The following is a 22,471-nucleotide window of genomic DNA, read 5'->3' on the forward strand; positions in this document are numbered from 1 at the left end:
CCACCATGGCCGGGGTCGGCATTCTTGGCGCCGAATCGGGCGGATACTGTCCGAACGGCTTCATTTCCTGGAATCCTGTGATCGATGGCCACTTACGAAATCCTGATCGCCGACGACCATCCGCTGTTTCGCAGCGCGCTGCATCAAGCCTTGACCATGGGTCTGGGCGCAGAAGTGCGTCTGGTAGAGGTGGCGAGTATTGCCGAGCTCGAAGGGCGCCTCGACGAAAAGGCCGACTGGGACCTGGTGCTGCTGGACCTGAATATGCCCGGCGCCTACGGTTTTTCCGGATTGGTATTGCTGCGCGGCCAGTATCCGCACATACCCGTGGTGATGGTTTCGGCTCAGGAAGACGCCTGGGTCATGGTGCGCTCGCGTGAATTCGGCGCCAGTGGCTTCATTCCAAAGTCCAGTTCGCTCGAAACCATTCAAGCGGCCGTACGCGAGGTGCTGGACGGGGAAGTCTGGTGGCCGCCGCAGGCATTCGAGGCGGTCAGCGTTTCGGCGGAAGCCAAGGCCGCCAGCGAAGGGCTTGCCAGCCTGACGCCCCAACAGTTCAGGGTACTGACCATGGTGTGCGAAGGTTTGTTGAACAAGCAGATCGCCTATGAGTTGAGCGTGTCGGAAGCCACCATCAAGGCCCATGTAACAGCGATCTTTCGCAAGCTCGGCGTGCGCACTCGCACCCAGGCTGCCTTGCTGTTGCAACAACTGGAGTCAACCTCCGCCAACTGACCTGCACCGTCACGCCTTTTTCACGCCGAACGTTTCATCGTCGGCCGTCTTCCTTTCCTGGATCGTCGCGCATGTCACCTTTCAAGGGCCAGACCGGCCTCAAACGTATTCTCAATGCTACGGGTTACTCCTTCGATGGTCTGCGTGCAGCCTTCACCGGCGAAGCGGCGTTTCGCCAGTTGGTGCTGCTCAACGTCGTGCTGGTGCCGCTGAGCTTTTTGTTGCAGGTCAGCCGCGTGGAGCGCGCGGTGCTCATCGCGGTGTGCCTGCTGGCGTTGATCGTTGAATTGCTCAACTCGGCGATCGAGGCGGCTATCGATCGCATCTCGCTGGAGCGTCACCCATTGTCGAAGAATGCCAAGGACATGGGCAGCGCAGCTCAGTTCGTTGCCTTGAGCATGATCGTGCTGGTGTGGGCGGTGATTCTGCTTTGACCGATGCCTGGCTCAGGCGATGTCGGGCAGGACGATCTCGTCACTGCGTTGCGCGCCGGCGGTGAATGCGCGGCACAGGTCGAGGAACTCGCGCATGGCCGAGGTCTGGTACTTGCGTTTGTGCCAAATGAAATAGAACTGCCGCGCCAGATCCAGCTCGGGCGTGTGCACCGGCACCAGGCTGCCGCGCCGAAAGGCATCGCGCAGTGCCAGCCGGGAAATGCACCCAATGCCCAGCCCGGACTCCACGGCGCGCTTGATCGCTTCGGTGTGTTCCAGTTCCAGACGGATGTTGAGTGCCAGGCGATGGTGACGCATGGCCTGGTCGAATGTCAGGCGCGTGCCCGAGCCCTGTTCGCGCAGAATCCACGCTTCCTGGGTCAGCAAGGCCAGGCTGGCACTGGGCACCGAAGCCAATGGATGCCGTGGCGCACAGAACACCACCAACTCGTCTTCTACCCAGGGTTGCACCTCGATGTCTGGATGGCTGCAGTCGCCCTCGATCAGCCCCAGGTCGATTTCATAGTGCGCCACCTGCTGAACGATGTTCGCAGTGTTCTGGACATGCAGCTTGACCTGGCTTTCCGGGTGCACCTGCATGAAACGGCCGATCAGCAGAGTGGCCAGATAGTTGCCGATGGTCAAAGTCGCGCCTACTGCCAATGAACCGAATCCTGACTTGCCGTTGAGCAGGTCTTCGATTTCCTTGGCCTGGTCGAGCAGGGCCACGGCCTGGGGCAGCAGTTGATGACCCAGGGCGTTGAGACTCAGGCGCTTGCCGGCGCGATCGAACAACTGACAGCTCGATTGCCGTTCGAGCTCGGTGATCGAGGTGCTGGTCGCCGACTGCGACAGCGACAGCAGGTTGGCGGCGCGTGACACGCTTTCCTGCTGGGCCACGGCGACGAATACCTGCAATTGACGAAGTGTGAATCGCATATCTATATAACCGATTACCCATATCTTAATAATCCATTTAACAGATATTGTTGAGCCCCGTAAACTATTGCGCAATCGCGCCCCTGTCAGGCGTACGCTTTTTCTAGGAGCCCCGTACATGAGCAACATGAACCACGAACGTGTACTCAGTGTTCATCACTGGAATGACACCCTGTTCAGCTTCAAGTGCACCCGCGATCCGGGCCTGCGCTTCGAGAACGGGCAGTTCGTGATGATCGGCCTGCAACAACCCACCGGCCGCCCGCTTATGCGCGCCTATTCGATCGCCAGCCCGAACTGGGAAGAGCATCTGGAGTTCTTCAGCATCAAGGTGCCCGATGGCCCGCTGACCTCGCAGCTGCAGCACCTGAAGGAAGGCGACGAGATCATCATCAGCAAGAAGCCCACCGGCACGCTGGTTCTCGATGACCTCAAGCCGGGCAAGCACCTGTACCTGCTGAGCACCGGCACCGGCCTGGCGCCGTTCATGAGCGTCATCCAGGATCCGGAAACCTACGAGCGTTTCGAAAAGGTCATTCTTTGCCATGGCGTGCGCTACGTGAACGAGGTCGCCTACCGCGAGTTCATCACCGAGCACCTGCCGCAGAACGAATTCTTCGGCGAGGCACTGCGCGACAAGCTGATCTACTACCCCACCGTGACGCGTGAGCCGTTCGAGAACGAAGGCCGCCTGACCGATCTGATGCGCAGTGGCAAGCTGTTCAGCGACATCGGCCTGCCGCCGATCAACCCGCAGGACGACCGTGCCATGCTGTGCGGCAGCCCGAGCATGCTCGACGAAACCAGCGAAGTGCTCAACAGCTTCGGCCTGACCGTCTCGCCGCGCATGCGCGAGCCGGGTGACTACCTGATCGAGCGCGCCTTCGTCGAGAAGTAAGCGGCTAGCCGGCACCATGAAAAAACCGCCCTCGGGCGGTTTTTTTGTGGGCGACGCGCAGGCTCAGGAGAGCACCACTTCCAGCACGCAAATGCGGTCTGGGCTCGGGTAGTGCCAGCGCACGTCCACATCCCAGAACCGGGCGCCGTATTCGCGCTCGGGGGCAGGCTTCTGGTAGGCCGGGCGCGGATCCTGGGCCAGGCATTGCTCGATCAACGCCACCAACGGCTCACCCAGGCGCATGGCATGCGTCCTGGCTTGCGCCAGTCCCGCGTCCAGCCACTGCACGGCAATGGGCTCGGGCGCGGCGCTGGCGATGGCGTTGACGGCAGCAGGCACGTTGTCGGCATAGGGCACGTAGGGTTTGATGTCCAGCACCGGCGTGCCGTCGAGCAAATCGATGCCGGAGAGGTGCAGGCGCGCGCCTTCGACCTTGTCCAGGCGGACCACCGATTGACCGATGCCATTGGGCCGATGGGTGGCCCGCGTGGCGAAAACGCCGATCGACTTGTTGCCGCCCAGGCGCGGCGGACGGACCTTCAAACGCGGCTTGTCTTCCAGGGCCTCATGGAACAGGAACAGCAGCCATACATGGCTGACCTGTTCCAGGCCCTGCACGGCCTCGCCCTGATCGAACGGTGGCAGCAGCTCCAGCACGCCGCGCGCGGCCGGCGCCAGTTGCGGCTGGCGCGGAATGGCGAATTTTTCCTTGAAGCAGGAGCGGATAAAACCGATCGGTTCGACGCTATAGACCATGGGGCTCAGCCGCGGACTCGCAGGGTCAGGCCCTTGAGGAAGTTGCGCAGCAACTGGTCGCCGCACGCACGGTAGTTGTTGTGGCCAAACTTGCGAAACAAGGCGCTCAGTTCAGGTTTGGACACCGGAAAGTCGACCGACTTGAGCACGGCGTGCATGTCGTCTTCCTTGAGTTCGAAGGCCACGCGCAGTTTCTTCAGGACAATGTTGTTGGTGACCGGCAGCTCGACCGCCTGGGCGGGGCGGCTCTCGTCGCGACCGCGGCGATAGATCACCAGGCCATCGAGAAAATGCGCCAGGACAGCATCCGGACAATGCACGAAGCCTTCTTCTTCGTCCTTCTTGGTGTAGCTGATGACGTCGGCCTTGCTGATTTCCAGTCCGCCCAAAGCGGTGATGTCGGCAACCTTGCCGTCGCTGATGTCGAGCATGTAGCGCACGCTGCGCAGTACATCGTTGTGGATCATGGTGTGTATCCTGGTTGAACGACGCTGCCCAGGCAGCGCCGGAAAAAGAGAGGGTTCAGAATTTTTCCTTGGTCGTCAGGTAGCGCCACTGGCCCAGGGGCAGCTTGCCCATCGACACACCGCCCACGCGAATGCGGCGGATCGAGACGATCGTCAGACCGACACTGGCGCACAGTTGCTGCAGCACCCCGGGTGCCGGGTTCTTCAAGGCGAAGCGCAGGCGTGTCTCGTTCTGCCAGCTGGCTTTCACCGCCGGCAGCGCCTTGCCCTTGTACATCGCGCCATGATTGAGGCGGTTGAGGCCGTGGGGGCTCATCTCGCCGGTGATTTCCACCACGTATTCCTGTTCGATCTTGGCCGCATCGGCGGTCAGCTTGCGCAGGGTCTTCCAGTCCTGGGTAAAGATCTGCAGACCGCTGGCATTGGCAGGCAGCTCGGCCGCGCAGCTCAGGCGCAGGAAGTGGCCCTTGAGCGGACGCTTGCCAAAGCCGTGCTCGCTGGACAGAGTCTGGGCGTTGAGCGTAGCCAGCGCCTCTTCGGCGCTCTGTCCCGGCGCCTGGTGCAGCAACAGGGTCACCGGCTCCGGTGCTTCGGCCTTGGCCTGGGGATCGAGCTCGACCTTCTGTGCGTCCACCTTAAACTGCGGTTCGTCGACCACCACGCCGTCAACGGACACCCAGCCGCCTTCGATGAAGAGTTCGGCCTCGCGGCGGGAACACCCGACCAGTTCGATGAGGCGTTTGGAGAGACGAGTGGGTTCAGACATGACTGCGGCCGTAGCAAGGAAAGGGCGCTAGTGTAACTGCCTGGAGGCGGTTAAGCCCGCGCAGATTGCCCGGCGTCTGGCGCCTGCGGCTGGCGTGGCGGCGAACCGGGCCGGTCGCCGCCGTCTTGCCTGTCGAGCCAGGGCAGCTCGAATCAGGCCAGTTCGGCCCACAGATCGTATTCGTCGGCATCGACGATGGTGCACCAGACCTTGTCGCCCGGCTTGAGGTGGGTGGCATCGTCGATGAACACGTTGCCGTCGATTTCCGGGGCGTCGAAGAAGCAACGGCCCACCGCACCCTGTTCCTCGACCTCATCGATCAGCACTTCCACGCGCTTGCCGATGCGCATCTGCAGGCGTGCGGCACTGATGGCCTGCTGGTGCGCCATGAAGCGGTCCCAACGGTCCTGTTTCACGTCGTCGGGGACGATGGCAGCGTCCAGCAGGTTGGCAGGCGCGCCCTCGACCGGCGAATACTGGAAGCAGCCAACGCGGTCCAGTTGCGCCTCGCTCAGCCAGTCCAGCAGGTACTGGAAATCTTCCTCGGTCTCGCCGGGGAAGCCGACGATGAAGGTCGAACGGATGATCAGGTCCGGGCACTGCTCGCGCCACTTCTTGATCCGCGCCAGGGTCTTGTCTTCGAAGGCCGGGCGTTTCATGGCCTTGAGCACTTTCGGGCTGGCGTGCTGGAAGGGGATGTCCAGGTACGGGAGGATCTTGCCGGCGGCCATCAGCGGGATGATGTCGTCGACGTTGGGGTAGGGGTACACGTAGTGCAGGCGCACCCAGACGCCCAGGGTGCTCAGGGCTTCGCACAATTCGAGCATGCGTGTCTTGACCGGGCGACCGTTCCAGAAGTCGGTCTTGTACTTGACGTCTACCCCATAGGCACTGGTGTCCTGGGAGATGACCAGCACTTCCTTGACCCCGGCCTTGACCAGGCGCTCGGCCTCGCTCAGCACATCGCCCACCGGACGGCTGACCAGCTTGCCGCGCATCGAGGGGATGATGCAGAAGCTGCAGCTGTGGTTGCAGCCTTCGGAGATTTTCAGGTAGGCGTAGTGACGCGGCGTCAGCTTGATGCCCTGGGGCGGTACCAGGTCGATCAGCGGGTTGTGGTCATGCCGAGGCGGCACCACCTGGTGCACCGCGTTGACCACCTGCTCGTACTGCTGCGGGCCGGTGACCGACAGCACGCTGGGGTGCACCTTGCGAATGGCATTCTCTTCCACGCCCATGCAGCCGGTGACGATGACCTTGCCGTTCTCCTTGAGCGCTTCGCCGATCACTTCCAGGGACTCGGCCTTGGCGGTGTCGATGAAACCACAGGTGTTGACGACCACCACGTCGGCGTCCTCGTAGGTGGACACCACCTGGTAACCTTCCATGCGCAACTGAGTCAGGATTCGCTCGGAATCGACCAGGGCCTTGGGGCAACCCAGCGAGACGAAGCCGACCTTTGGAGCGGCCGACGAAGGAGTGGTGGACATGGCTAACCTCGGTATCGATAGGGCCTCGTGGGCCGCACAGGTGGGCGCTGGGTACGCCTCTGATCAAAAAGTGCGCAATTCTAGCGATGGCCGGGTCGCTTGACCAGCATTATGCGAGGAATTGCGACGAGTGCTGCGCTATGCTTCGCCGCATCTCGCCACATGGCGTTACAAATCACGGGTGCGGGAGTGGTCGATGGTTCAGGCAAGCAGTAACGGCAATGGCGGACATTCGGCAGCCCGACCGATCGGCATGCTGGTGGCAGCGGTCGGTGTCGTTTATGGCGACATCGGCACCAGCCCGTTGTACACGCTCAAGGAAGTCTTTTCCGGGGTCTATGGCGTGCCCATTTCCCACGACGGGGTGCTGGGCATCCTCTCGCTGATTTTCTGGTCGCTGATCTGGGTCGTCTCGATCAAGTACATGCTGTTCGTGTTGCGCGCCGACAACCAGGGCGAGGGCGGCATCATGGCCCTGACGGCGTTGGCAACCCGTGCCACCGCCTCGCTGCCCAGGCTGCGTGCCTTGATGGTGGTGTGCGGGCTGGCCGGTGCCGCGCTGTTCTACGGCGACAGCATGATCACCCCGGCGGTGTCGGTGCTTTCGGCCATCGAGGGCATGGAACTGGCGTTCGATGGCCTGGAACGTTGGGTGGTGCCGATGGCGCTGGTGGTACTGGTGGCGCTGTTCCTGATCCAGAAGCACGGTACACAACGCATCGGCAAGCTGTTCGGGCCGGTGATGGTGGTGTGGTTCCTGGTGCTGGGGCTGCTGGGTGCCTACGGGGTATACCAGCACCCCGAAGTGCTCAAGGCGTTCAATCCGGTCTGGGCAGTGCGCTTCTTCATTGTTCACCCCGGCATGGGTGTGGCGATCCTCGGCGCCGTGGTGCTCGCGCTGACCGGTGCCGAGGCGTTGTATGCCGACATGGGGCATTTTGGCCGCAAACCGATTGCCCGTGCCTGGTTCATTCTGGTGCTGCCAGCCCTGGTGCTGAACTACTTCGGCCAGGGTGGCCTGCTGCTGGAAAACCCCGAGGCGGCGCGCAATCCGTTCTTCCTGCTGGCGCCAGGCTGGGCCCTGGTGCCGCTGGTGGCACTGTCCACCCTGGCCACCGTGATCGCATCGCAGGCGGTGATCTCCGGCGCGTTCTCCCTGACCCAGCAGGCCATCCAGCTGGGCTACATCCCGCGCATGCACATCCAGCACACGTCGAGCAGCGAGCAGGGGCAGATCTATATCGGCGCGGTGAACTGGGCGTTGATGGTTGGCGTGGTGCTGCTGGTGATCGGTTTCGAATCCTCCGGTGCGCTGGCGTCGGCCTATGGCGTGGCGGTCACCGGAACCATGTTGATGACCACCATCCTGGTGTCTGCCGTGATGCTGCTGCTGTGGAAGTGGCCGCCGGTGCTGGCGGTGCCGGTCCTGCTGGGTTGCCTTCTGGTCGATGGCCTGTTCTTCGCCGCCAACGTGCCGAAGATCATTCAGGGCGGTGCGTTCCCGGTGCTGGCGGGAACCGTGTTGTTCATCCTCATGACCACCTGGAAGCGCGGCAAGCAACTGCTGGTCGAACGGATCGACGAGGGCGGGTTGCCGCTGCCGATCTTCATCGGCAGCATCAGCGTACAGCCGCCGCATCGCGTCCAGGGCACGGCGGTGTTCCTTACTGCACGTTCCGATGCCGTGCCCCATGCGTTGTTGCACAACCTGCTGCACAACCAGGTGTTGCATGAGCAGGTGGTGCTGTTGACGGTGGTCAACGAAGACACACCGAGGGTGCCCATTGCACGGCGGTTCGAGGTGCAGAGCTATGGCGAAGGGTTCTTCCGGGTCATTCTGCATTACGGCTTCATGGACGAACCGGACGTGCCCGGCGCCCTGGCCCTGTGCGATCTGCCGGAGCTGGACTTCAGCCCGATGCGCACCACCTATTTCCTCAGCCGCGAGACAGTGATCGCCTCTAAGCTGGCCGGCATGGCGCGCTGGCGCGAGCAGTTGTTCGCCTTCATGCTGAAGAATGCCAATGGCAACCTGCGCTTCTTCAAGCTGCCGGTGAACCGGGTGATCGAACTCGGTACGCAGGTGGAGATGTAGGTTCGGTGTAGGCCGCACAAAAAAAAGCCCCGGTACCTGCGCAGGTCCGGGGCTTTGCTTTTGCAGTCCGGTCAGTTCGAGCCGGTACGCTTGTCGATCTGCAGCACCAGGCGCTTGGCCAGCGCCGGGTAATTCTCGTCGAAATGGTGGCCCCCCGGCAGCTTGAGCTTCTCGCCCACTGCAGTCGCCTCGGTACAGCCGCTTTCGTCGGCCTCTTCTTCGCCATACACGCACACCACCTTGGCGGCCGGCAGCTTGGCCATTTCTGGCCCGGTGGGGGCCTCCTTGCCAGCGTTGCCGAGCCAACCCTCGACTTCGATCTCGAAGCTGCCACTGCGGGCGAACGCCAACAGGATGATAGCGCTGACGCTGTCCTGTGCCTCGGCGGGCAGGCGGTTATAGATGGCCGGAAGCACGTCGGCACCGAACGAATAACCGGTCAGCACGAAGCGTTTTGCGCCCCACTTCTGCCGGTAGAAGTGCATCAGCTCGACCAGGTCGTCGGCACTCTGCTCGGGCGTCTTGTGTTCCCAGTAGTAGCGCAGGGTGTCGATACCCACGGTCGGGTAGCCCATCGTCGCCATGTCGCCGGCAACCGCCTTGTCGAGGTCGCGCCAGCCGCCGTCGCCCGACAGGAACAGGCTGACGGTCTCGTTGCTCTGCGCGGCGGGCACCTCGACTACCGGGATGGCCAGATGGGTGCCCTCGGTGCCGACCAGGATGGCGGTGATCTGGTTCTTCAGCACCTGCGGCAGCTTCACGTCGTAGTCGCTGATGACAGTCTGCGCATTGGGCTGGTCACGCACGAACGCCGCACTGGCATCGTCGGGGTTGTCATTCCAGGCAACCATCCACTGGCCATGCTCGGCCTTCTTCGGCAGTTCCGGCAGACAGCCGTCCGGTTTCTCCACGCTCAGGTCCACCGACACTGCCTGAGCCTTGTCATTGTCCTGGGTGGCCAACCAGCGCCAGGCCAGCGACGCACCCGGACCTATGCCAGCCACCAGGTCCGGTGCGCCGTCGAGACGCTTGATGGCAGCGTCCAGGGCGGCCTGCTGCAGGCCGCAGTCGTTTTCCGGCAGGATCACCTGGACGATGTGCGCCGAGGCATCCCGGCTCAGGTCCAGCAGTTGCTTGTCGGTCAAGGCTTCGGCAGCAGGCAGTGCAATCGCCACTCGCGACTTGGTCCGAGTGCCGGGGACGACTTCGCGGGCATCGCTGCCGTTGTTCAGGCGTTGGGCGCTGAGCTGCGCTGCAGGAACAGGGCGGGTGGCCCACCAGTAATAACCGGCTACCGCCAGCAGCAGTACCACGATCAAGGCGAACAACTTGCGCCAGTTACGTCGAATCATCAGCGTTTCACCAATCCTGTCAGGCCACCTGCAATGAGGGCGGCGGTATCGGCCAGTGCGACCAGCGGGTCAAGGCCTGCCGGCACGGCCATGTAACGAGGCTCCCAGGTCGGTTGGAACTTGTCCTTGAAGCGACGCAAGCCCTGGAAGTTGTACAGCTGCTCGCCACGGTTGAAGACCATCGAACCCAGGCGCTGGGTCAGGGGTGCGCCGCGCCGAGGCTGCAGGCCCGACAGCGGCACCATGCCCAGGCTGAAGCGAGCGTAACCGTGTTTCTTGTAGTGCTGGATCAAGCCTACCATCATGAATTCCATGGTCAATTTGGGCGCCTGGGGATGCGCGCGCATCAGGTCCAGGCTGGCCAGCTCCCTGCTGTCGGTTTCCAGCAGGTTGGCGAACGCCACCGGCTTGCCCTCGAAATGGACGATCGCGATACGAAAATGGTTCAGGTATTCCGGGCTGAAGCGACCCAGGGAAAACCCCTTCTCGCGCACGTTCTTGCCACTGAGCCAGGCGTCGGAAATGACCTTGAGCTCGTCCAGCGGTGCCTGGCCGGGCTCGTAGATCTCCAGGGACAGGCCGTCGCGGCCGCCGCGGTTCCAGGTGTAGCGCAGATCCTTCATCTCCTTGCCCTTGGCTTCCAGATCGAAAGCGTGCAAGTCGACCCGAGCCTCTTCACCCAGCTTGATCGCGGTCAGGCCGATGTCCATGTAGAACGGCAGGTTTTCTGCCCTGACCTGATAGAACACCGGGCGGGCGTGGTGAAAGTCGCACAGGTCGCGAAACTGCCAGATCATTTCGGCACGCGGCTGGGTCGGGCCGATGGGGTCGTACAGCGCCACCAGGCTGCGCCCGCGGCGGGCGTACATCAGAAACGCCTTGTCCTTGGGGTGGAACAGCAGCGCCTTGTCGCCGGTCAGGGCCAGGCCACCATCGGGCTGGTGCGACGCCTTGAGGATGGTTGCAGCGCGCTGCAGTTCATCGGGTGTGGGCAGGTGGATCACCGGGCGGGCGGTGCGCAGCAGCCAGGTCAGGGCGACCACGATCAACAGTACCGCGCTGCCCAGGGCCGAGCGAAGGCCGCGGGGAGCATCGGCATCCAGCGCGAACTGCCACCACAGCTTGGTGCTGTAGGGCACATCCTGGTAAGCAAAGAACAGCAACCAGATCGAGGCGCCCACCACGCACACGCTGGCGATCAGGTACAGCGGCGAAAACGGCAGCTCGAGCAGGCGACTGGGTCGGTAGAACGAGCGCTTGAACACGGCGAGCAGCAGTGCGGTCATGCACAGCAACGACGCTTCTTCCCAGTCGAAGCCCTTGAGCAGCGATAGCACGGCGCCCGCCAGCAGCAGCACCATGGTCAATACCCAGGCCGCCGACAGGCGTCGGCGCAACCCTTGGGCCAGCAGCAGGCACAGCACACCCACCAGGCTTGCGCCCAGGTGCGAGGCATCGATGAGGCGATGGGGAATGAGGAAGCCCAGGTCCTGCAGGCGGGTGTCGATCTCAGGCGTGGCACCGGAAAACAGCAGCACCACGCCGGAGAGGAACACCAGCACCGCCAATATCGGCGCGGCCAGCCCGGAAGCCACGCGAATCGCCTGCTGAGCGAAAAACAGGCGGCGTGCTTCGTTGGCCAGCAGCACCACGCACGCCACCAGCATCGGCAACACCACATAGATCAGGCGGTACAGCAGCAGGGCCGCGGCGAGCGGCGCGGCGCCCAGGGTATCGGCGAACGCCGCCAGCAGGATCGCTTCGAACACGCCGACTCCGCCAGGCACGTGGCTGAGTACGCCTGCGGCAAGCGCCAGCAGGTAGATCAGCACGAAAGCGCCGAACGGCGGCGCTTCGGGCAGCAACAGATACAGCACGGTGGCTGCGGCCACCACGTCCAGCGCGGTGATGACCAGTTGCAGCAGTGTCAGGCGTGCGCTGGGCAGTCGCAGCGTGCGACGTCCCGCTCGCACCAACAGATTGTGAGGCAGCGGCTGCTCGGCCAGGCGCCGTCGATAGACGCCCAGTACCAGCAGCGCGGTCAGTACCAGCACGACTGCGGCAATCATCCCCAGCAGCCCCTGTGACAGCCCCAGGGCCATGGAAGCGGCGGGCAGGCTGCTGAGGGTGGCCACCGCAGCGAGCGGCGGCAGGGCGCAACCCAGCGAAAGGCTGGCGAACAGGGTCATGCGCGCAACTTCGCCGGCGCCCACGCCCAATCGCGAGTACAGCCGATAACGCACCGAACCGCCGGACAGCATCGACAGGCCAATGGCATTGCCGATGGCGAACGAGGTGAACCCCCCCAGGGCCAGGGTGCGTGCGGGGAGGGTGACGTTGGCATAGCGGCTGGCCGACCATTCGTAGCCCAGCAGGATGATGAACCCGCAGACCATGGCCAGCAGCGCCCCGCCCAAAGCGGCAGGCGGAGTGGCCAGGACCGAGTCGTGCAAGGCGTAGATGTCCAGCTCGCTGAGCAGGTGCCGACAGGCCAATAGCGCGATGGCGAACAGCAACAAGGTAACGGCCAGCCCCACCGGTTGCCGGTAGCGGCTCAGCAGATCGAGCCAGCGGGCACGCGCAGGCTTGATCGGACTGGCAGCGGCAGCGGCGGGGGGGAGTTCCACAGCGGTTGAATCGGGCAAGTCAGAGCGCATCAATCACCTCTTGGATTGTGCGCAACAGGATGCCGGGATCCCGTCAAAGTACCAATCCCTGTGGAAAAAATAATTCGCGCCATTCTAGCGCCTGCGCACGACCGGTGACCGACGCGTGGCGAACTGTAAAGCAACTTTCACATTGCTGGGTTGCAGGGCGTGTTGCCGTGGCGGAGGGCTTTATCGAGCGCATACGAAAAAGGCCACCCGTTTATAGAGTGGCCCTTCCGATGTTTGGTTGCGGGAGCCGGATTTGAACCGACGACCTTCGGGTTATGAGCCCGACGAGCTACCAGACTGCTCCATCCCGCGTCTGTGGAGGCGCATTCTACAGATAGTTGAAAGGCTGTCAACGCTTAAAATGCATTAAGGTTCGAATCAGGCCGAATTCCTGCACCAACGGCAAGAAAAAGCCCCCGGCGCTTGCGCGACGGGGGCTGATTCACACGGGCTGATTACACCAGTGGCTTGGGCTCGTCCTGGGTATCTTGCGCGACAGCGGCGCTGGATACCTCAGTGTCGGGCTTCGAGGCAGCGACTTTCGCTGCTTCCTCGGCTTCGCGCTTGCGACGACGCACTTCACGTGGGTCGTTGGGTGCACGACCATTGCTTGGCAGGGCCGGCGCCGGTTCGACTTCCTGAGCAGGCTCGGGCTCCACGAACGCTGCAGGCTCGCTTGCCTGCACCGGCTCGACGACCGGCAGGGCGGCAGCCGGTTCGACCACTACAGGCTCGGCGGCTACTGGTTCCGCGCCAGCCGGTTCGCTGATGTGGTGCAAGGCAGGCTCGGCAGGCAACCACGGTGCGTCTGCGGCAAGCTCGGCAGCGCGAGGCTGAGGCGTCGGCTCGCTGACCTGTGCCGGATCGACCACCACCGGTGCGTCCACTTCGACGTCGGCGCCAGGTTGGCTGATCGGCGTTGGCGTGGCGTCGAACGGAGGCGTCAGTTCCACCGGCTCGGCGACGTGCTCCTGCGCAGGCTCGACGGCTTCGACGGCCTCGGCAGGCTTGGCTGCTTCGGTGACGGGCTGCTGCTCGACCACCGGTGCGGCGCTTTCGTTGGCAGGCGCAGCCCAGCTGTCGGGCGCCGAGACCGTGGCGGGCCGTTCGACTTCGGGCTCGCTGTGGGCCTGGGCCGGAGCAATTGCTGCAGTGTCTACCGGCACTTCAACAGCCGCTTCGGCGGTCGGCGCGGTGGCGACGATCTCCGGTGCAGCCAGGGTTTCGCTTTCGACGGCGGTGTCTTCGACGGTGGCAGGCTGCACGCTGCGATTGGCCTGTTCGGCCTGCTCGTGGGCCTGGGCTTCGGCGGAAGCACTGATGGCGCTTTCCGCAACCGCTGCGGTGACGGCAACGCCGGCGGCCAGGGCTGCACCGTTCGACTCGCCTTCGATGGTCGATTCGTTCGACTCTTCCGAGCCCTCGATCACGTCGCCGTTGGCATCGCGTTGACGTTCGCGGCGGTTGCTGCGACGACGCTGACCACGGGAGCGGCGACGCGGACGATCGCCGTCGTTGCTGTCCTGGTTGTCGTCCTGCAGCAGTTCCTCGTTGGTCAGTGCCTCTTCGGCATTGTCGACTTCGGTCTCCGCCGGGTTTTCCGGATGATCGACACGCTCCTCGCGCGCAGCGCGGGGCTGGCGTTCTTCACGGGCCGGACGCTCTTCGCGCGGTGCACGTTCTTCGCGGGCCGGACGCTCTTCGCGGGGCGCACGTTCTTCGCGCGGAGCACGTTCCTCGCGGACGACACGTTCTTCACGTGGCGCGCGCTCTTCGCGGGCCGGGCGTTCTTCGCGTGCGGCTGGAGCGTCCAGCGGCTCACGCAGTTCACGGACGCGTGGAGCGTCGTCGCCACCATTGCGTGGGCGACGGTCTTCACGTGGTGCGCGCGGCTGGCGTTCCTCACGCGGTGCGCGGGCAGGGCGCTCTTCACGGGCGGCAGGTGCGTCTTCACGGGCAGCGCGATCTTCACGCGGTGCGCGATCCTCGCGTGGCTTGCGTTCTTCGTCGCGGCGACCGCTGCTGCGGTTGCGGCTCTGCTGGCGACCGTTGCGACGCTCTTCGCGCGCCGGGCGCTCGGTGGTGGTGGCAGCGGGTTTCTCGACGACCACAGGTGCAGCAGGCGCTTCCTTGGTGGCGAAGAGGCTTACCAGCGACTTGACCAAGCCCTTGAACAGGCTGGGTTCAGCGATCTGCGGAGCAGGAGTGGGGGCAGGCGCTGCCGCAGCCACGGGGGCAGCTTCTTCGGCTACGACCGGCGCGGCGGCGCGGGTCGGCGCGGTTTTCACTGCGGCTTCCTGGCGGACCAGGGTGCGCGTGGCGGCAACCGGCAGCACTTCTTCCACTTCGGCAGCGGCGATTTCGTAGCTGGATTGGCTGTTCTGCGCTTCCGGGCTGTCGTCACGCAGACGCTGAACTTCGAAGTGCGGCGTTTCCAGGTGATCGTTCGGCAGGATCACGATGCGCGCACGAGTGCGCAGTTCGATCTTGGTGATGGAGTTGCGTTTTTCGTTGAGCAGGAACGCTGCAACCGGAATCGGCACCTGGGCGCGGACTTCGGCAGTGCGGTCCTTCAGGGCTTCTTCTTCGATCAGGCGCAGGATGGCCAGCGACAGCGATTCGACGTCGCGAATGATGCCGGTGCCGCTGCAGCGCGGGCAGACGATGCCGCTGCTCTCGCCCAGCGAGGGACGCAGGCGCTGACGGGACATTTCCAGCAGGCCGAAGCGGGAAATGCGGCCCACTTGTACACGAGCGCGGTCGGCTTCCAGCGACTCGCGGACCTTGTCTTCCACGGCGCGCTGGTTCTTGGCCGGCGTCATGTCGATGAAGTCGATGACGATCAGGCCGCCGATGTCGCGCAGGCGCAACTGGCGAGCGATCTCTTCAGCGGCTTCGAGGTTGGTCTGCAGGGCGGTTTCTTCGATGTCGCTGCCTTTGGTGGCGCGCGCCGAGTTGATGTCGATGGACACCAGTGCCTCGGTAGGATCGATGACGATCGAGCCGCCGGAAGGCAACTCGACCACACGCTGGAAAGCGGTTTCGATCTGGCTCTCGATCTGGAAACGGTTGAACAGCGGCACGCTGTCTTCGTACAGCTTGATCTTGCTGGCGTACTGCGGCATCACCTGGCGGATGAAGGTCAGGGCTTCGTCCTGGGCTTCGACGCTGTCGATCAGCACTTCGCCGATGTCCTGGCGCAGGTAGTCGCGGATCGCGCGGATGATGACGTTGCTTTCCTGGTAGATCAGGAAAGGTGCGGAGCGGTCCAGCGAGGCTTCCTTGATCGCGGTCCACAGCTGCAGCAGGTAGTCCAGGTCCCACTGCATTTCTTCGCTGCTGCGGCCAAGGCCGGCCGTGCGAACGATCAGGCCCATGTCGGCAGGAGCGACCAGGCCATTGAGTGCTTCGCGCAGTTCGTTGCGCTCTTCACCCTCGATGCGACGGGAAATGCCACCGGCGCGCGGATTGTTGGGCATCAGTACCAGGTAGCGACCGGCAAGGCTGATGAACGTGGTCAGGGCAGCGCCCTTGTTGCCGCGCTCTTCCTTCTCGACCTGGACGATGACTTCCTGGCCTTCGCTCAGGACTTCCTTGATGTTGACGCGGCCTTCGGGGTTTTTCTTGAAGTACTCGCGGGAGATTTCCTTGAGGGGCAGGAAGCCGTGGCGTTCCGAGCCGAAGTCGACGAAGGCGGCTTCAAGGCTGGGTTCGATGCGAGTGATGCGGCCTTTATAGATGTTGGCCTTCTTCTGCTCGCGGGCGCCTGACTCGATGTCCAGGTCGTAGAGGCGCTGGCCGTCTACAAGGGCAACACGCAACTCTTCGGGTTGAGTTGCGTTGATCAGCATTCTTTTCATGTAGTACCGTCGGTTTCCGGGCTGCCGGAAACGGCGTTCGGCACACACGACTTCTCACGGTCGGTGTCAGGTGCGTCAACAGGGCCTAGGCCACTGCAGTGTCCAGCGATTTCTGCCCAACAGGGGCGGAACCGCGACGACGCGTCCTGCTTGCTGTGGTGTCAAAAGCACTCAGTCAGGAGGAGGAATCAATCGTCTGGCGTGGACGCCCTTGAGCGTCTTGTTCAAGACCGGCATGGCAGAAGTGCCTGAGGCTGCTTCCTGCCGTGACGCGGTACTACACGGTCCGACGGTTGTGCATCTCCACCCTACACGTATCCCTGATAATTCGGGTGCTGCCGCGCGCTGAATCCGCAACGGGTTGGCAATATCGCGAACTTCAATTCGTAAAGTTCGCCCTGTATGACTAAGGCATTGGGTTTCCGAAGCTTGTACCTGAACTGGGTAAGGACGACTGCAAAGCGTAAGTGGCGTCGAACAAAAGGCAGGAAGGTGTCCGGTATGCCGGGGTTCCTGGGCTTTCATCGGTTTTCTCGCACCTGCGCGGCGTTGCCCTCAAACACTCCGTAACTGGTAAAAGCCCCGTAGGACGGCCTCGCGTCCTCGAGAATTGCGTTGGTCAGGGCCGGTTCATAACCGCTTGTCCGCTGCCCAGCCGCTTATGGCGGCGTTCGCGACTATAGCAGCAATCATTAAGTGCTTCAAATCCATAAAAAATTGTTATGATCGCGGCCATGACGACTACTACTCCCCCAACCTCCGGCGTTCAGCTGATCGAGGTTGCGCCGGAACTTGCCGGCCAACGCATAGACAACTTTCTCATCACGGCGCTCAAGGGCGTTCCGAAAACCTTGATCTATCGCATCCTGCGCAAGGGCGAAGTGCGGGTGAACAAGGGGCGCATCAAGCCGGAATACAAGCTGCAGGCCGGCGACATCGTACGCGTGCCGCCGGTGCGCCTGCCCGAGCGCGACGCGCCCGTGCCGGTTGCGCAAGGGCTGCTGCAGCGGCTCGAAGATGCCATTGTCTACGAAGACAAGGCCTTGATCGTGCTGAACAAGCCGGCAGGCATTGCCGTGCATGGCGGCAGCGGCCTGAGCTTCGGCGTGATCGAAGCGTTTCGCCAGTTGCGCCCTGACACCAAGGAGCTCGAACTGGTGCATCGCCTGGATCGCGACACGTCCGGGCTGCTGATGATCGCCAAGAAACGCTCCATGCTGCGCCACCTGCACGCGGCGCTGCGTGGCGACGGTGTCGACAAGCGCTACATGGCGTTGGTGCGCGGGCATTGGGCGACCGCCAAGAAGCAGGTCAATGCGCCCCTGCTCAAGAGCAACCTGCGTTCGGGCGAGCGCATGGTCGAGATCAACGAAGAAGGCAAGGAAGCGCTGACCCTGTTCAAGGTGCTGCGCCGCTTCGGCGACTTCGCGACCATCGTCGAGGCGCGCCCGATCACCGGGCGCACCCATCAGATCCGCGTACACGCCCTGCATGCCGGGCACGAGATTGCCGGCGACACCAAGTACGGCGACGAAAACTTCTCCAAAGAGATTCGCGAGCTGGGTGGCAAGCGTCTGTTCCTGCACGCCTATGCCTTGACGGTGCCGCTGCCAGATGGCGGTGAGTTGAAAGTCGAGGCGCCGGTCGACGAAGTCTGGGCCCGGACCGTGGAGCGCCTGAGTGCAAGCTGATTACTCGCTGTTGATCTTCGATTGGGACGGCACCCTGTGCGACTCCATTGGCCGGATCGTCGAGGCCATGCACGCCGCCGCAGCACTGTCCGGCTACCCGCCGTGCAGTGACGAAGCGGTCAAGGGCATCATCGGCCTGGCCCTGTCCGAAGCCATCGGCGTGCTGTATCCCCAGCTCGACGAGGCGCAGGTGTTGGCCATGCGCGCGCATTACGCCGATGCCTACATGGCCCTGGACGCCACGCCGTCTGCGCTGTTTCCCGGTGTACGCGAAGCCTTGCTCGGGTTTCGCGAGCAGGGCTATCGCCTTGCCGTGGCAACCGGCAAGGCGCGCCGTGGGCTGGATCGCGTGCTCAAGGCGCACGGCTGGGAAGACTTTTTCGACATCACCCGTGCTGCCGATGAAACCCGTGGCAAGCCCCATCCTCTGATGCTTGAGCAGATCATGAGCCATTGCGGGGCAGGGCCTGAGCGCTCGTTGATGGTCGGCGATGCCTCGTTCGATCTATTGATGGCGCGCAATGCCGGTATGCACAGCGTGGCCGTCGGTTACGGCGCCCTGCCGCTGCATGTGCTGCGGCAATACGAGCCGCAGCTGTGCATCGAATCGTTCGATCAATTGCCCGCGTGGCTCGACAGTCGTCGCGTATCAGCCTGACCAAGGGGTAGAGAATGTCTGATCAATGGAAAGCTCCACGCAGTGAAGAAGACAGCGCGCCTGTAGGCGACGAAAAAAGCTGGCGACTGCTCGAAAAAACCCTGCTGGCCAGTGTGCAGGAACAGCGCCGCGCTCGCCGCTGGGGCATTTTCTTCAAGCTGCTGACGTTCATCTATCTGTTCGGCGCGATCTTTCTCTTCTCGCCGCTGCTGGATATGGAAAAGGCCACGAGCAGCAGTGCGTCCGGCTATACCGCGGTGATCGACGTGCGCGGTGTGATTGCCGACAAGGAAGCCGCGAGCGCGGACAATATCGTCGGCAGCCTGCGCAGTGCATTCGAAGACACCAAGGTCAAGGGCGTGATCTTGCGCATCAACAGCCCTGGCGGCAGTCCGGTGCAGTCCGGCTACGTCTTCGACGAGATCCGTCGCTTGCGCGGTGAGCACCCGGACATCAAGGTTTACGCGGTCATTGCCGACCTGGGCGCGTCCGGCGCGTATTACATCGCCAGCGCCGCGGATCAGATCTACGCCGACAAGTCCAGCCTGGTCGGTTCCATTGGCGTGACGGCGGCCGGCTACGGCTTCGTCGGCACCATGGAAAAGCTGGGCGTCGAGCGCCGTGCCTATACCTCGGGCGAGCACAAGGCATTCCTGGATCCGTTCCAGCCGCAGCGTGCCGATGAGACCGAGTTCTGGAAGGGCGTGCTGGCGACCACCCACCGGCAGTTCATCGACAGCGTCAAGGCCGGCCGTGGTGACCGACTCAAAGACAAAGAGCATCCCGAATTGTTTTCCGGGCTGATCTGGTCGGGCGAGCAGGCACTGCAACTGGGTCTGGTCGACGCGCTGGGCAGTAGCAGCATGGTTGCCCGCGACGTGATCGGCGCCAAGGACATGGTCGACTTCACCGTGAAGGAATCGCCGCTCGACCGCTTCTCGAAAAAGTTCGGTGCCAGCGTTGCCGATCAGATCGCGATGTGGATGGGATTCCAGGGGCCGAGCCTGCGCTGAGTCGTTGCAGCGCTGTCGATGGCCTTTTCGCGGGCAGAGCCCGCTCCCACAGAAGGCCGCTCCTGCGCTTGTGGGAGCGGGCTCTGCCCGCGAAAGCGGCAGTAATCACCCCCGCAAGGCTCAAGGCAGTTGCACACCCTCTGCAAGCAGCATGTCCACCAGGCGAATCAGCGGCAGGCCCACCAGGCTGGTGGCGTCCGCACCTTCGGTGCTCTGGAACAGGGTCACACCCAGCCCTTCGGCCTTGAAGCTGCCGGCGCAGTCATAAGGCTGCTCTGCCAACAGATAGCGTTCGATGGCAGCGGCCGATAGCGGGCGCATGTGCACCGTGAACGGCACCACATCGACCTGGCACTCGCCGCTTACGACATTCAATAGCGCCAGCCCGGTCAGAAACGTGACGGACCGGCCGCTGGCCGCCAGCAATTGCTCGCGCGCCTGTGCGAAGCCGCCAGGCTTGCCCAGAACCCTGTCTGCGAGCACCGCAACCTGGTCCGAACCAATGATCAAATGCCCGGGATGCAGCGCGGCCAGCGCCCGGGCTTTCTGCTCGGCGAGGCGTTTGACCAGGGCGCAGGCCGGCTCGTCTGGCAGGTGACTTTCGTCGATGTCGGGCGATGCGCAGGTGAACGGCAGGCGCAGCCGCGCCAGCAGTTCGCGGCGGTAGGGGGAGCTGGAAGCGAGTAGCAAAGCGGGCATGGCAGGCTCCTGTGGATGAACGGCCACTCTATCATGCACTTGGGCCTGAATTTCCTTTGACAGGTGAGGGGGTCGTCCCTAGAATGCTGCGCCTATGTTGAATGACCCGATTCCACCTCACGTTGACCCGCGCAAATTGGCAGATCGTGGCGTAACCCTAGAAGGTTCGCTGCTCTTGGCCGATTTGGAGAGACTCTGCGACCCGCTTTCCGACACCGTCGGTACGGTGCAGGCCAAATTCATTTTCGAGCGAGACGAACGCAAGGCCGTGGTCATCCACAGCTGCCTGGACGTCGAGGTCAAGATGGTTTGCCAGCGTTGTCTTGAGCTGGTAACCCTGCCGATCCACAGCGAATGCAGTTATGCCGTGGTGAAGGAGGGTGCGAACACCCAGTCGTTACCGAAAGGTTATGACGTGCTGGAACTGGGCGAAGATCCATTGGATCTGCAGGCGCTGGTCGAGGAGGAGCTGTTGCTCGCCTTGCCTATCGTGCCTGCTCATCATCCGGAAGAATGCCAGCAGCCGGCGGGAGCAGATGATCCCGATCCGAGCGAGGACGAGGTAACGCGGTCCAACCCGTTCAGTGTATTGGCGCAGTTAAAGCGTGACCCAAACGTTTAGGAGTTAATCAATTATGGCTGTTCAGCAGAACAAAAAATCCCGCTCTGCCCGTGACATGCGCCGTTCGCACGACGCACTCGAGGCAAGCACCCTGTCGGTCGAAAAGACCACCGGTGAAGTGCACCTGCGTCACCACGTATCGCCAGAAGGCGTATACCGTGGCCGTAAAGTGATCGACAAGGGCGCTGACGAGTAAATCTTGTCCGCTCAGTCCATCGCGATTGATGCAATGGGCGGGGACTTCGGTCCCCGCAGCATTGTTCAGGCCAGCCTTGCCTGCCTGTCAGCTACGCCCTCGCTGCACCTGACCCTCGTCGGTCACCCTCAACTCCTCGAAGAACTGATTGCCAGCCAGCCGGCAATGGATCGCTCACGCCTGCACATCGCTGCCGCCGGTGAAGTGGTCGGCATGGACGAGCGCCCGTCCCAGGCGTTGCGCGGCAAGCCGGATTCGTCGATGCGTGTGGCGCTCGAGCTGCTGCGCGACGAGCAGGTCCAGGCGGTGGTCAGCGCCGGCAACACCGGGGCCCTGATGGCCTTGTCCAGGCACTTGCTGAAGACCCTGCCGGGCATCGACCGCCCGGCCATGATGGCCGCCATCCCGACACGGGGAGGGTACTGCCAGCTGCTGGACCTGGGCGCCAATGTCGACTGCAGTGCCGAGCACCTGTATCAGTTCGCCGTGATGGGCTCGGTCGCGGCCCAGGCACTGGGCGTCGAGCGGCCGCGGGTTGCGCTGCTCAACGTGGGCACCGAGGACATCAAGGGCAACCAGCAGGTCAAGCTTGCCGCCAGCCTGTTGCGCAAGGCGCAGGGCCTGAACTATACCGGCTACATCGAAGGCGACGGCGTGTTTCGAGGCGAGGCCGATGTGGTGGTGTGCGACGGCTTCGTCGGCAATATCCTGCTCAAATCCAACGAAGGCCTGGCCGGCATGTTCGCCGAGCGCGTGCAGGCGCTGTTTCGCAGCAGCCTGATGGCGCGCGCCGCGGGCGTGCTGGCTCTGCCGTTGCTCAAGCGACTGCAGGCCGACCTGGCCCCTGCGCGCTACAACGGCGCAAGTCTGCTCGGCCTGCAGGGCATCGTGGTCAAGAGCCATGGCGCCGCTGGCGTGGAAGGGCTGCAGTGTGCGATAGATCGGGCGCGCGACGAGATTCGCGAAAACCTGCCGCGACGCCTGCATGGGCAGCTGGCGCAGAGGCTGCTTTAGGCGTGCGCGGCCAGAGGTGCTTAAATGTGACCACTGGCAGGTGTACGTTATCCAACTGTCAGTTCAGTGCGCCGGACACGCTTCCGGCGTCGAATTTTCCGGCAACAAGATCATACAAGGGCTTGTTCA

At 63.2% G+C, this 22,471-nt stretch carries 19 protein-coding genes and 1 tRNA gene; 10 read left to right on the forward strand and 10 right to left on the reverse strand.

Annotation, left to right across the window (positions count from 1 at the left end):
- The first annotated feature begins 84 nt into the window (after positions 1-84).
- Positions 85-735, forward strand: coding sequence for a response regulator transcription factor ErdR (erdR, locus tag IFT76_RS08105; RefSeq protein ID WP_122476520.1), 651 nt, complete (start codon positions 85-87; stop codon positions 733-735).
- Positions 736-806: 71 nt separating this feature from the next.
- Entirely contained in the window at positions 807-1,169 is a 363-nt protein-coding gene (locus IFT76_RS08110) for a diacylglycerol kinase (RefSeq protein ID WP_122476519.1), read from the forward strand.
- A 12-nt stretch (positions 1,170-1,181) separates the two neighbouring features.
- On the opposite strand, the gene IFT76_RS08115 is transcribed toward IFT76_RS08110, so the two are convergent.
- On the reverse strand, positions 1,182-2,108 hold the full coding sequence (locus IFT76_RS08115) for a LysR family transcriptional regulator (RefSeq protein WP_122476517.1): 927 nt from the start codon (positions 2,106-2,108) through the stop codon (positions 1,182-1,184).
- A 118-nt stretch (positions 2,109-2,226) separates the two neighbouring features.
- Here IFT76_RS08115 and fpr point away from each other — a divergent pair, with 118 nt between their 5' ends.
- On the forward strand, positions 2,227-3,006 hold the full coding sequence (gene fpr / locus IFT76_RS08120; RefSeq protein ID WP_122476516.1) for a ferredoxin-NADP reductase: 780 nt from the start codon (positions 2,227-2,229) through the stop codon (positions 3,004-3,006).
- Between the two features lie 63 nt (positions 3,007-3,069).
- Here the strand turns inward: fpr and tsaA are convergent, their stop codons facing one another.
- The 4 genes from tsaA to rimO form a co-directional block, all read right to left on the reverse strand.
- Positions 3,070-3,762, reverse strand: a complete 693-nt coding sequence (gene tsaA, locus IFT76_RS08125) for a tRNA (N6-threonylcarbamoyladenosine(37)-N6)-methyltransferase TrmO (RefSeq protein ID WP_192057856.1) — start codon at positions 3,760-3,762, stop codon at positions 3,070-3,072.
- 5 nt (positions 3,763-3,767) lie between these two features.
- Positions 3,768-4,229, reverse strand: coding sequence for a DUF1456 family protein (locus IFT76_RS08130; RefSeq protein ID WP_122476512.1), 462 nt, complete (start codon positions 4,227-4,229; stop codon positions 3,768-3,770).
- 55 nt (positions 4,230-4,284) lie between these two features.
- Complete coding sequence (locus tag IFT76_RS08135) at positions 4,285-4,995, reverse strand: rRNA pseudouridine synthase (protein ID WP_192057857.1); 711 nt, start codon at positions 4,993-4,995, stop codon at positions 4,285-4,287.
- A 152-nt stretch (positions 4,996-5,147) separates the two neighbouring features.
- On the reverse strand, positions 5,148-6,485 hold the full coding sequence (gene rimO / locus IFT76_RS08140; protein ID WP_122476509.1) for a 30S ribosomal protein S12 methylthiotransferase RimO: 1,338 nt from the start codon (positions 6,483-6,485) through the stop codon (positions 5,148-5,150).
- A gap of 196 nt (positions 6,486-6,681) precedes the next feature.
- Here rimO and IFT76_RS08145 point away from each other — a divergent pair, with 196 nt between their 5' ends.
- A complete protein-coding gene (locus tag IFT76_RS08145) occupies positions 6,682-8,580 on the forward strand; it encodes a potassium transporter Kup (RefSeq protein WP_192057858.1) in 1,899 nt (632 codons plus the stop codon).
- A 71-nt stretch (positions 8,581-8,651) separates the two neighbouring features.
- Here the strand turns inward: IFT76_RS08145 and IFT76_RS08150 are convergent, their stop codons facing one another.
- The 4 genes from IFT76_RS08150 to rne form a co-directional block, all read right to left on the reverse strand.
- A complete protein-coding gene (locus IFT76_RS08150) occupies positions 8,652-9,932 on the reverse strand; it encodes a virulence factor family protein (RefSeq protein WP_192057859.1) in 1,281 nt (426 codons plus the stop codon).
- Positions 9,932-12,589: a bifunctional lysylphosphatidylglycerol flippase/synthetase MprF gene (gene mprF / locus IFT76_RS08155; RefSeq protein WP_192057860.1), complete on the reverse strand. Its 2,658-nt coding sequence runs from the start codon at positions 12,587-12,589 to the stop codon at positions 9,932-9,934. The genes IFT76_RS08150 and mprF overlap by 1 nt, the downstream gene beginning before the upstream one ends.
- Positions 12,590-12,824: 235 nt before the next feature.
- Positions 12,825-12,901: transfer RNA gene (locus IFT76_RS08160), tRNA-Met, on the reverse strand.
- Positions 12,902-13,044: 143 nt separating this feature from the next.
- Entirely contained in the window at positions 13,045-16,449 is a 3,405-nt protein-coding gene (gene rne, locus IFT76_RS08165; RefSeq protein WP_446731095.1) for a ribonuclease E, read from the reverse strand.
- Between the two features lie 734 nt (positions 16,450-17,183).
- Between rne and rluC the strand changes: the two genes are divergently transcribed.
- Genes rluC through IFT76_RS08180 form a run of 3 tightly spaced genes read left to right on the forward strand, consistent with a single transcriptional unit; the run spans position 17,184 to position 19,811 of the window.
- Complete coding sequence (gene rluC / locus IFT76_RS08170; RefSeq protein WP_122476782.1) at positions 17,184-18,140, forward strand: 23S rRNA pseudouridine(955/2504/2580) synthase RluC; 957 nt, start codon at positions 17,184-17,186, stop codon at positions 18,138-18,140.
- Positions 18,130-18,798, forward strand: coding sequence for an HAD-IA family hydrolase (locus tag IFT76_RS08175; RefSeq protein ID WP_192057861.1), 669 nt, complete (start codon positions 18,130-18,132; stop codon positions 18,796-18,798). Before rluC ends, IFT76_RS08175 begins: the two co-directional genes overlap by 11 nt.
- 14 nt (positions 18,799-18,812) lie before the next feature.
- Complete coding sequence (locus IFT76_RS08180; RefSeq protein WP_192057862.1) at positions 18,813-19,811, forward strand: S49 family peptidase; 999 nt, start codon at positions 18,813-18,815, stop codon at positions 19,809-19,811.
- A 120-nt stretch (positions 19,812-19,931) separates the two neighbouring features.
- On the opposite strand, the gene IFT76_RS08185 is transcribed toward IFT76_RS08180, so the two are convergent.
- A complete protein-coding gene (locus IFT76_RS08185) occupies positions 19,932-20,510 on the reverse strand; it encodes a Maf family protein (RefSeq protein ID WP_122476498.1) in 579 nt (192 codons plus the stop codon).
- Positions 20,511-20,604: 94 nt separating this feature from the next.
- Here IFT76_RS08185 and IFT76_RS08190 point away from each other — a divergent pair, with 94 nt between their 5' ends.
- From IFT76_RS08190 to plsX, 3 genes are read left to right on the forward strand one after another with little or no spacing between them, the layout of a single operon-like run.
- The gene (locus tag IFT76_RS08190) at positions 20,605-21,132 is read left to right on the forward strand and encodes a YceD family protein (RefSeq protein ID WP_122476496.1); all 528 of its coding nucleotides are present in this window, start codon (positions 20,605-20,607) and stop codon (positions 21,130-21,132) included.
- 13 nt (positions 21,133-21,145) lie between these two features.
- On the forward strand, positions 21,146-21,328 hold the full coding sequence (gene rpmF, locus IFT76_RS08195) for a 50S ribosomal protein L32 (RefSeq protein ID WP_003179396.1): 183 nt from the start codon (positions 21,146-21,148) through the stop codon (positions 21,326-21,328).
- A gap of 3 nt (positions 21,329-21,331) precedes the next feature.
- Positions 21,332-22,342 (forward strand): phosphate acyltransferase PlsX, encoded by a 1,011-nt coding sequence (plsX, locus tag IFT76_RS08200; protein WP_185794285.1) that lies wholly within the window; start codon positions 21,332-21,334, stop codon positions 22,340-22,342.
- Positions 22,343-22,471 lie beyond the last annotated feature (129 nt).

Source organism: Pseudomonas sp. CFBP 13727, from assembly GCF_014841915.1.
In the GTDB taxonomy this organism is placed as follows: domain Bacteria; phylum Pseudomonadota; class Gammaproteobacteria; order Pseudomonadales; family Pseudomonadaceae; genus Aquipseudomonas; species Aquipseudomonas baltica.

Bases quoted from the DNA above. Each gene is read 5' to 3' on its own strand.
- erdR (WP_122476520.1), top strand. From the start codon at position 85: ATGGCCACTTACGAAATCCTGATCGCCGACGACCATCCGCTGTTTCGC.
- IFT76_RS08110 (WP_122476519.1), top strand. From the start codon at position 807: ATGTCACCTTTCAAGGGCCAGACCGGCCTCAAACGTATTCTCAATGCT.
- IFT76_RS08115 (WP_122476517.1), bottom strand. From the start codon at position 2,108: ATGCGATTCACACTTCGTCAATTGCAGGTATTCGTCGCCGTGGCCCAG.
- fpr (WP_122476516.1), top strand. From the start codon at position 2,227: ATGAGCAACATGAACCACGAACGTGTACTCAGTGTTCATCACTGGAAT.
- tsaA (WP_192057856.1), bottom strand. From the start codon at position 3,762: ATGGTCTATAGCGTCGAACCGATCGGTTTTATCCGCTCCTGCTTCAAG.
- IFT76_RS08130 (WP_122476512.1), bottom strand. From the start codon at position 4,229: ATGATCCACAACGATGTACTGCGCAGCGTGCGCTACATGCTCGACATC.
- IFT76_RS08135 (WP_192057857.1), bottom strand. From the start codon at position 4,995: ATGTCTGAACCCACTCGTCTCTCCAAACGCCTCATCGAACTGGTCGGG.
- rimO (WP_122476509.1), bottom strand. From the start codon at position 6,485: ATGTCCACCACTCCTTCGTCGGCCGCTCCAAAGGTCGGCTTCGTCTCG.
- IFT76_RS08145 (WP_192057858.1), top strand. From the start codon at position 6,682: ATGGTTCAGGCAAGCAGTAACGGCAATGGCGGACATTCGGCAGCCCGA.
- IFT76_RS08150 (WP_192057859.1), bottom strand. From the start codon at position 9,932: ATGATTCGACGTAACTGGCGCAAGTTGTTCGCCTTGATCGTGGTACTG.
- mprF (WP_192057860.1), bottom strand. From the start codon at position 12,589: ATGCGCTCTGACTTGCCCGATTCAACCGCTGTGGAACTCCCCCCCGCC.
- rne (WP_446731095.1), bottom strand. From the start codon at position 16,449: ATGAAAAGAATGCTGATCAACGCAACTCAACCCGAAGAGTTGCGTGTT.
- rluC (WP_122476782.1), top strand. From the start codon at position 17,184: ATGACGACTACTACTCCCCCAACCTCCGGCGTTCAGCTGATCGAGGTT.
- IFT76_RS08180 (WP_192057862.1), top strand. From the start codon at position 18,813: ATGTCTGATCAATGGAAAGCTCCACGCAGTGAAGAAGACAGCGCGCCT.
- IFT76_RS08185 (WP_122476498.1), bottom strand. From the start codon at position 20,510: ATGCCCGCTTTGCTACTCGCTTCCAGCTCCCCCTACCGCCGCGAACTG.
- IFT76_RS08190 (WP_122476496.1), top strand. From the start codon at position 20,605: ATGTTGAATGACCCGATTCCACCTCACGTTGACCCGCGCAAATTGGCA.
- rpmF (WP_003179396.1), top strand. From the start codon at position 21,146: ATGGCTGTTCAGCAGAACAAAAAATCCCGCTCTGCCCGTGACATGCGC.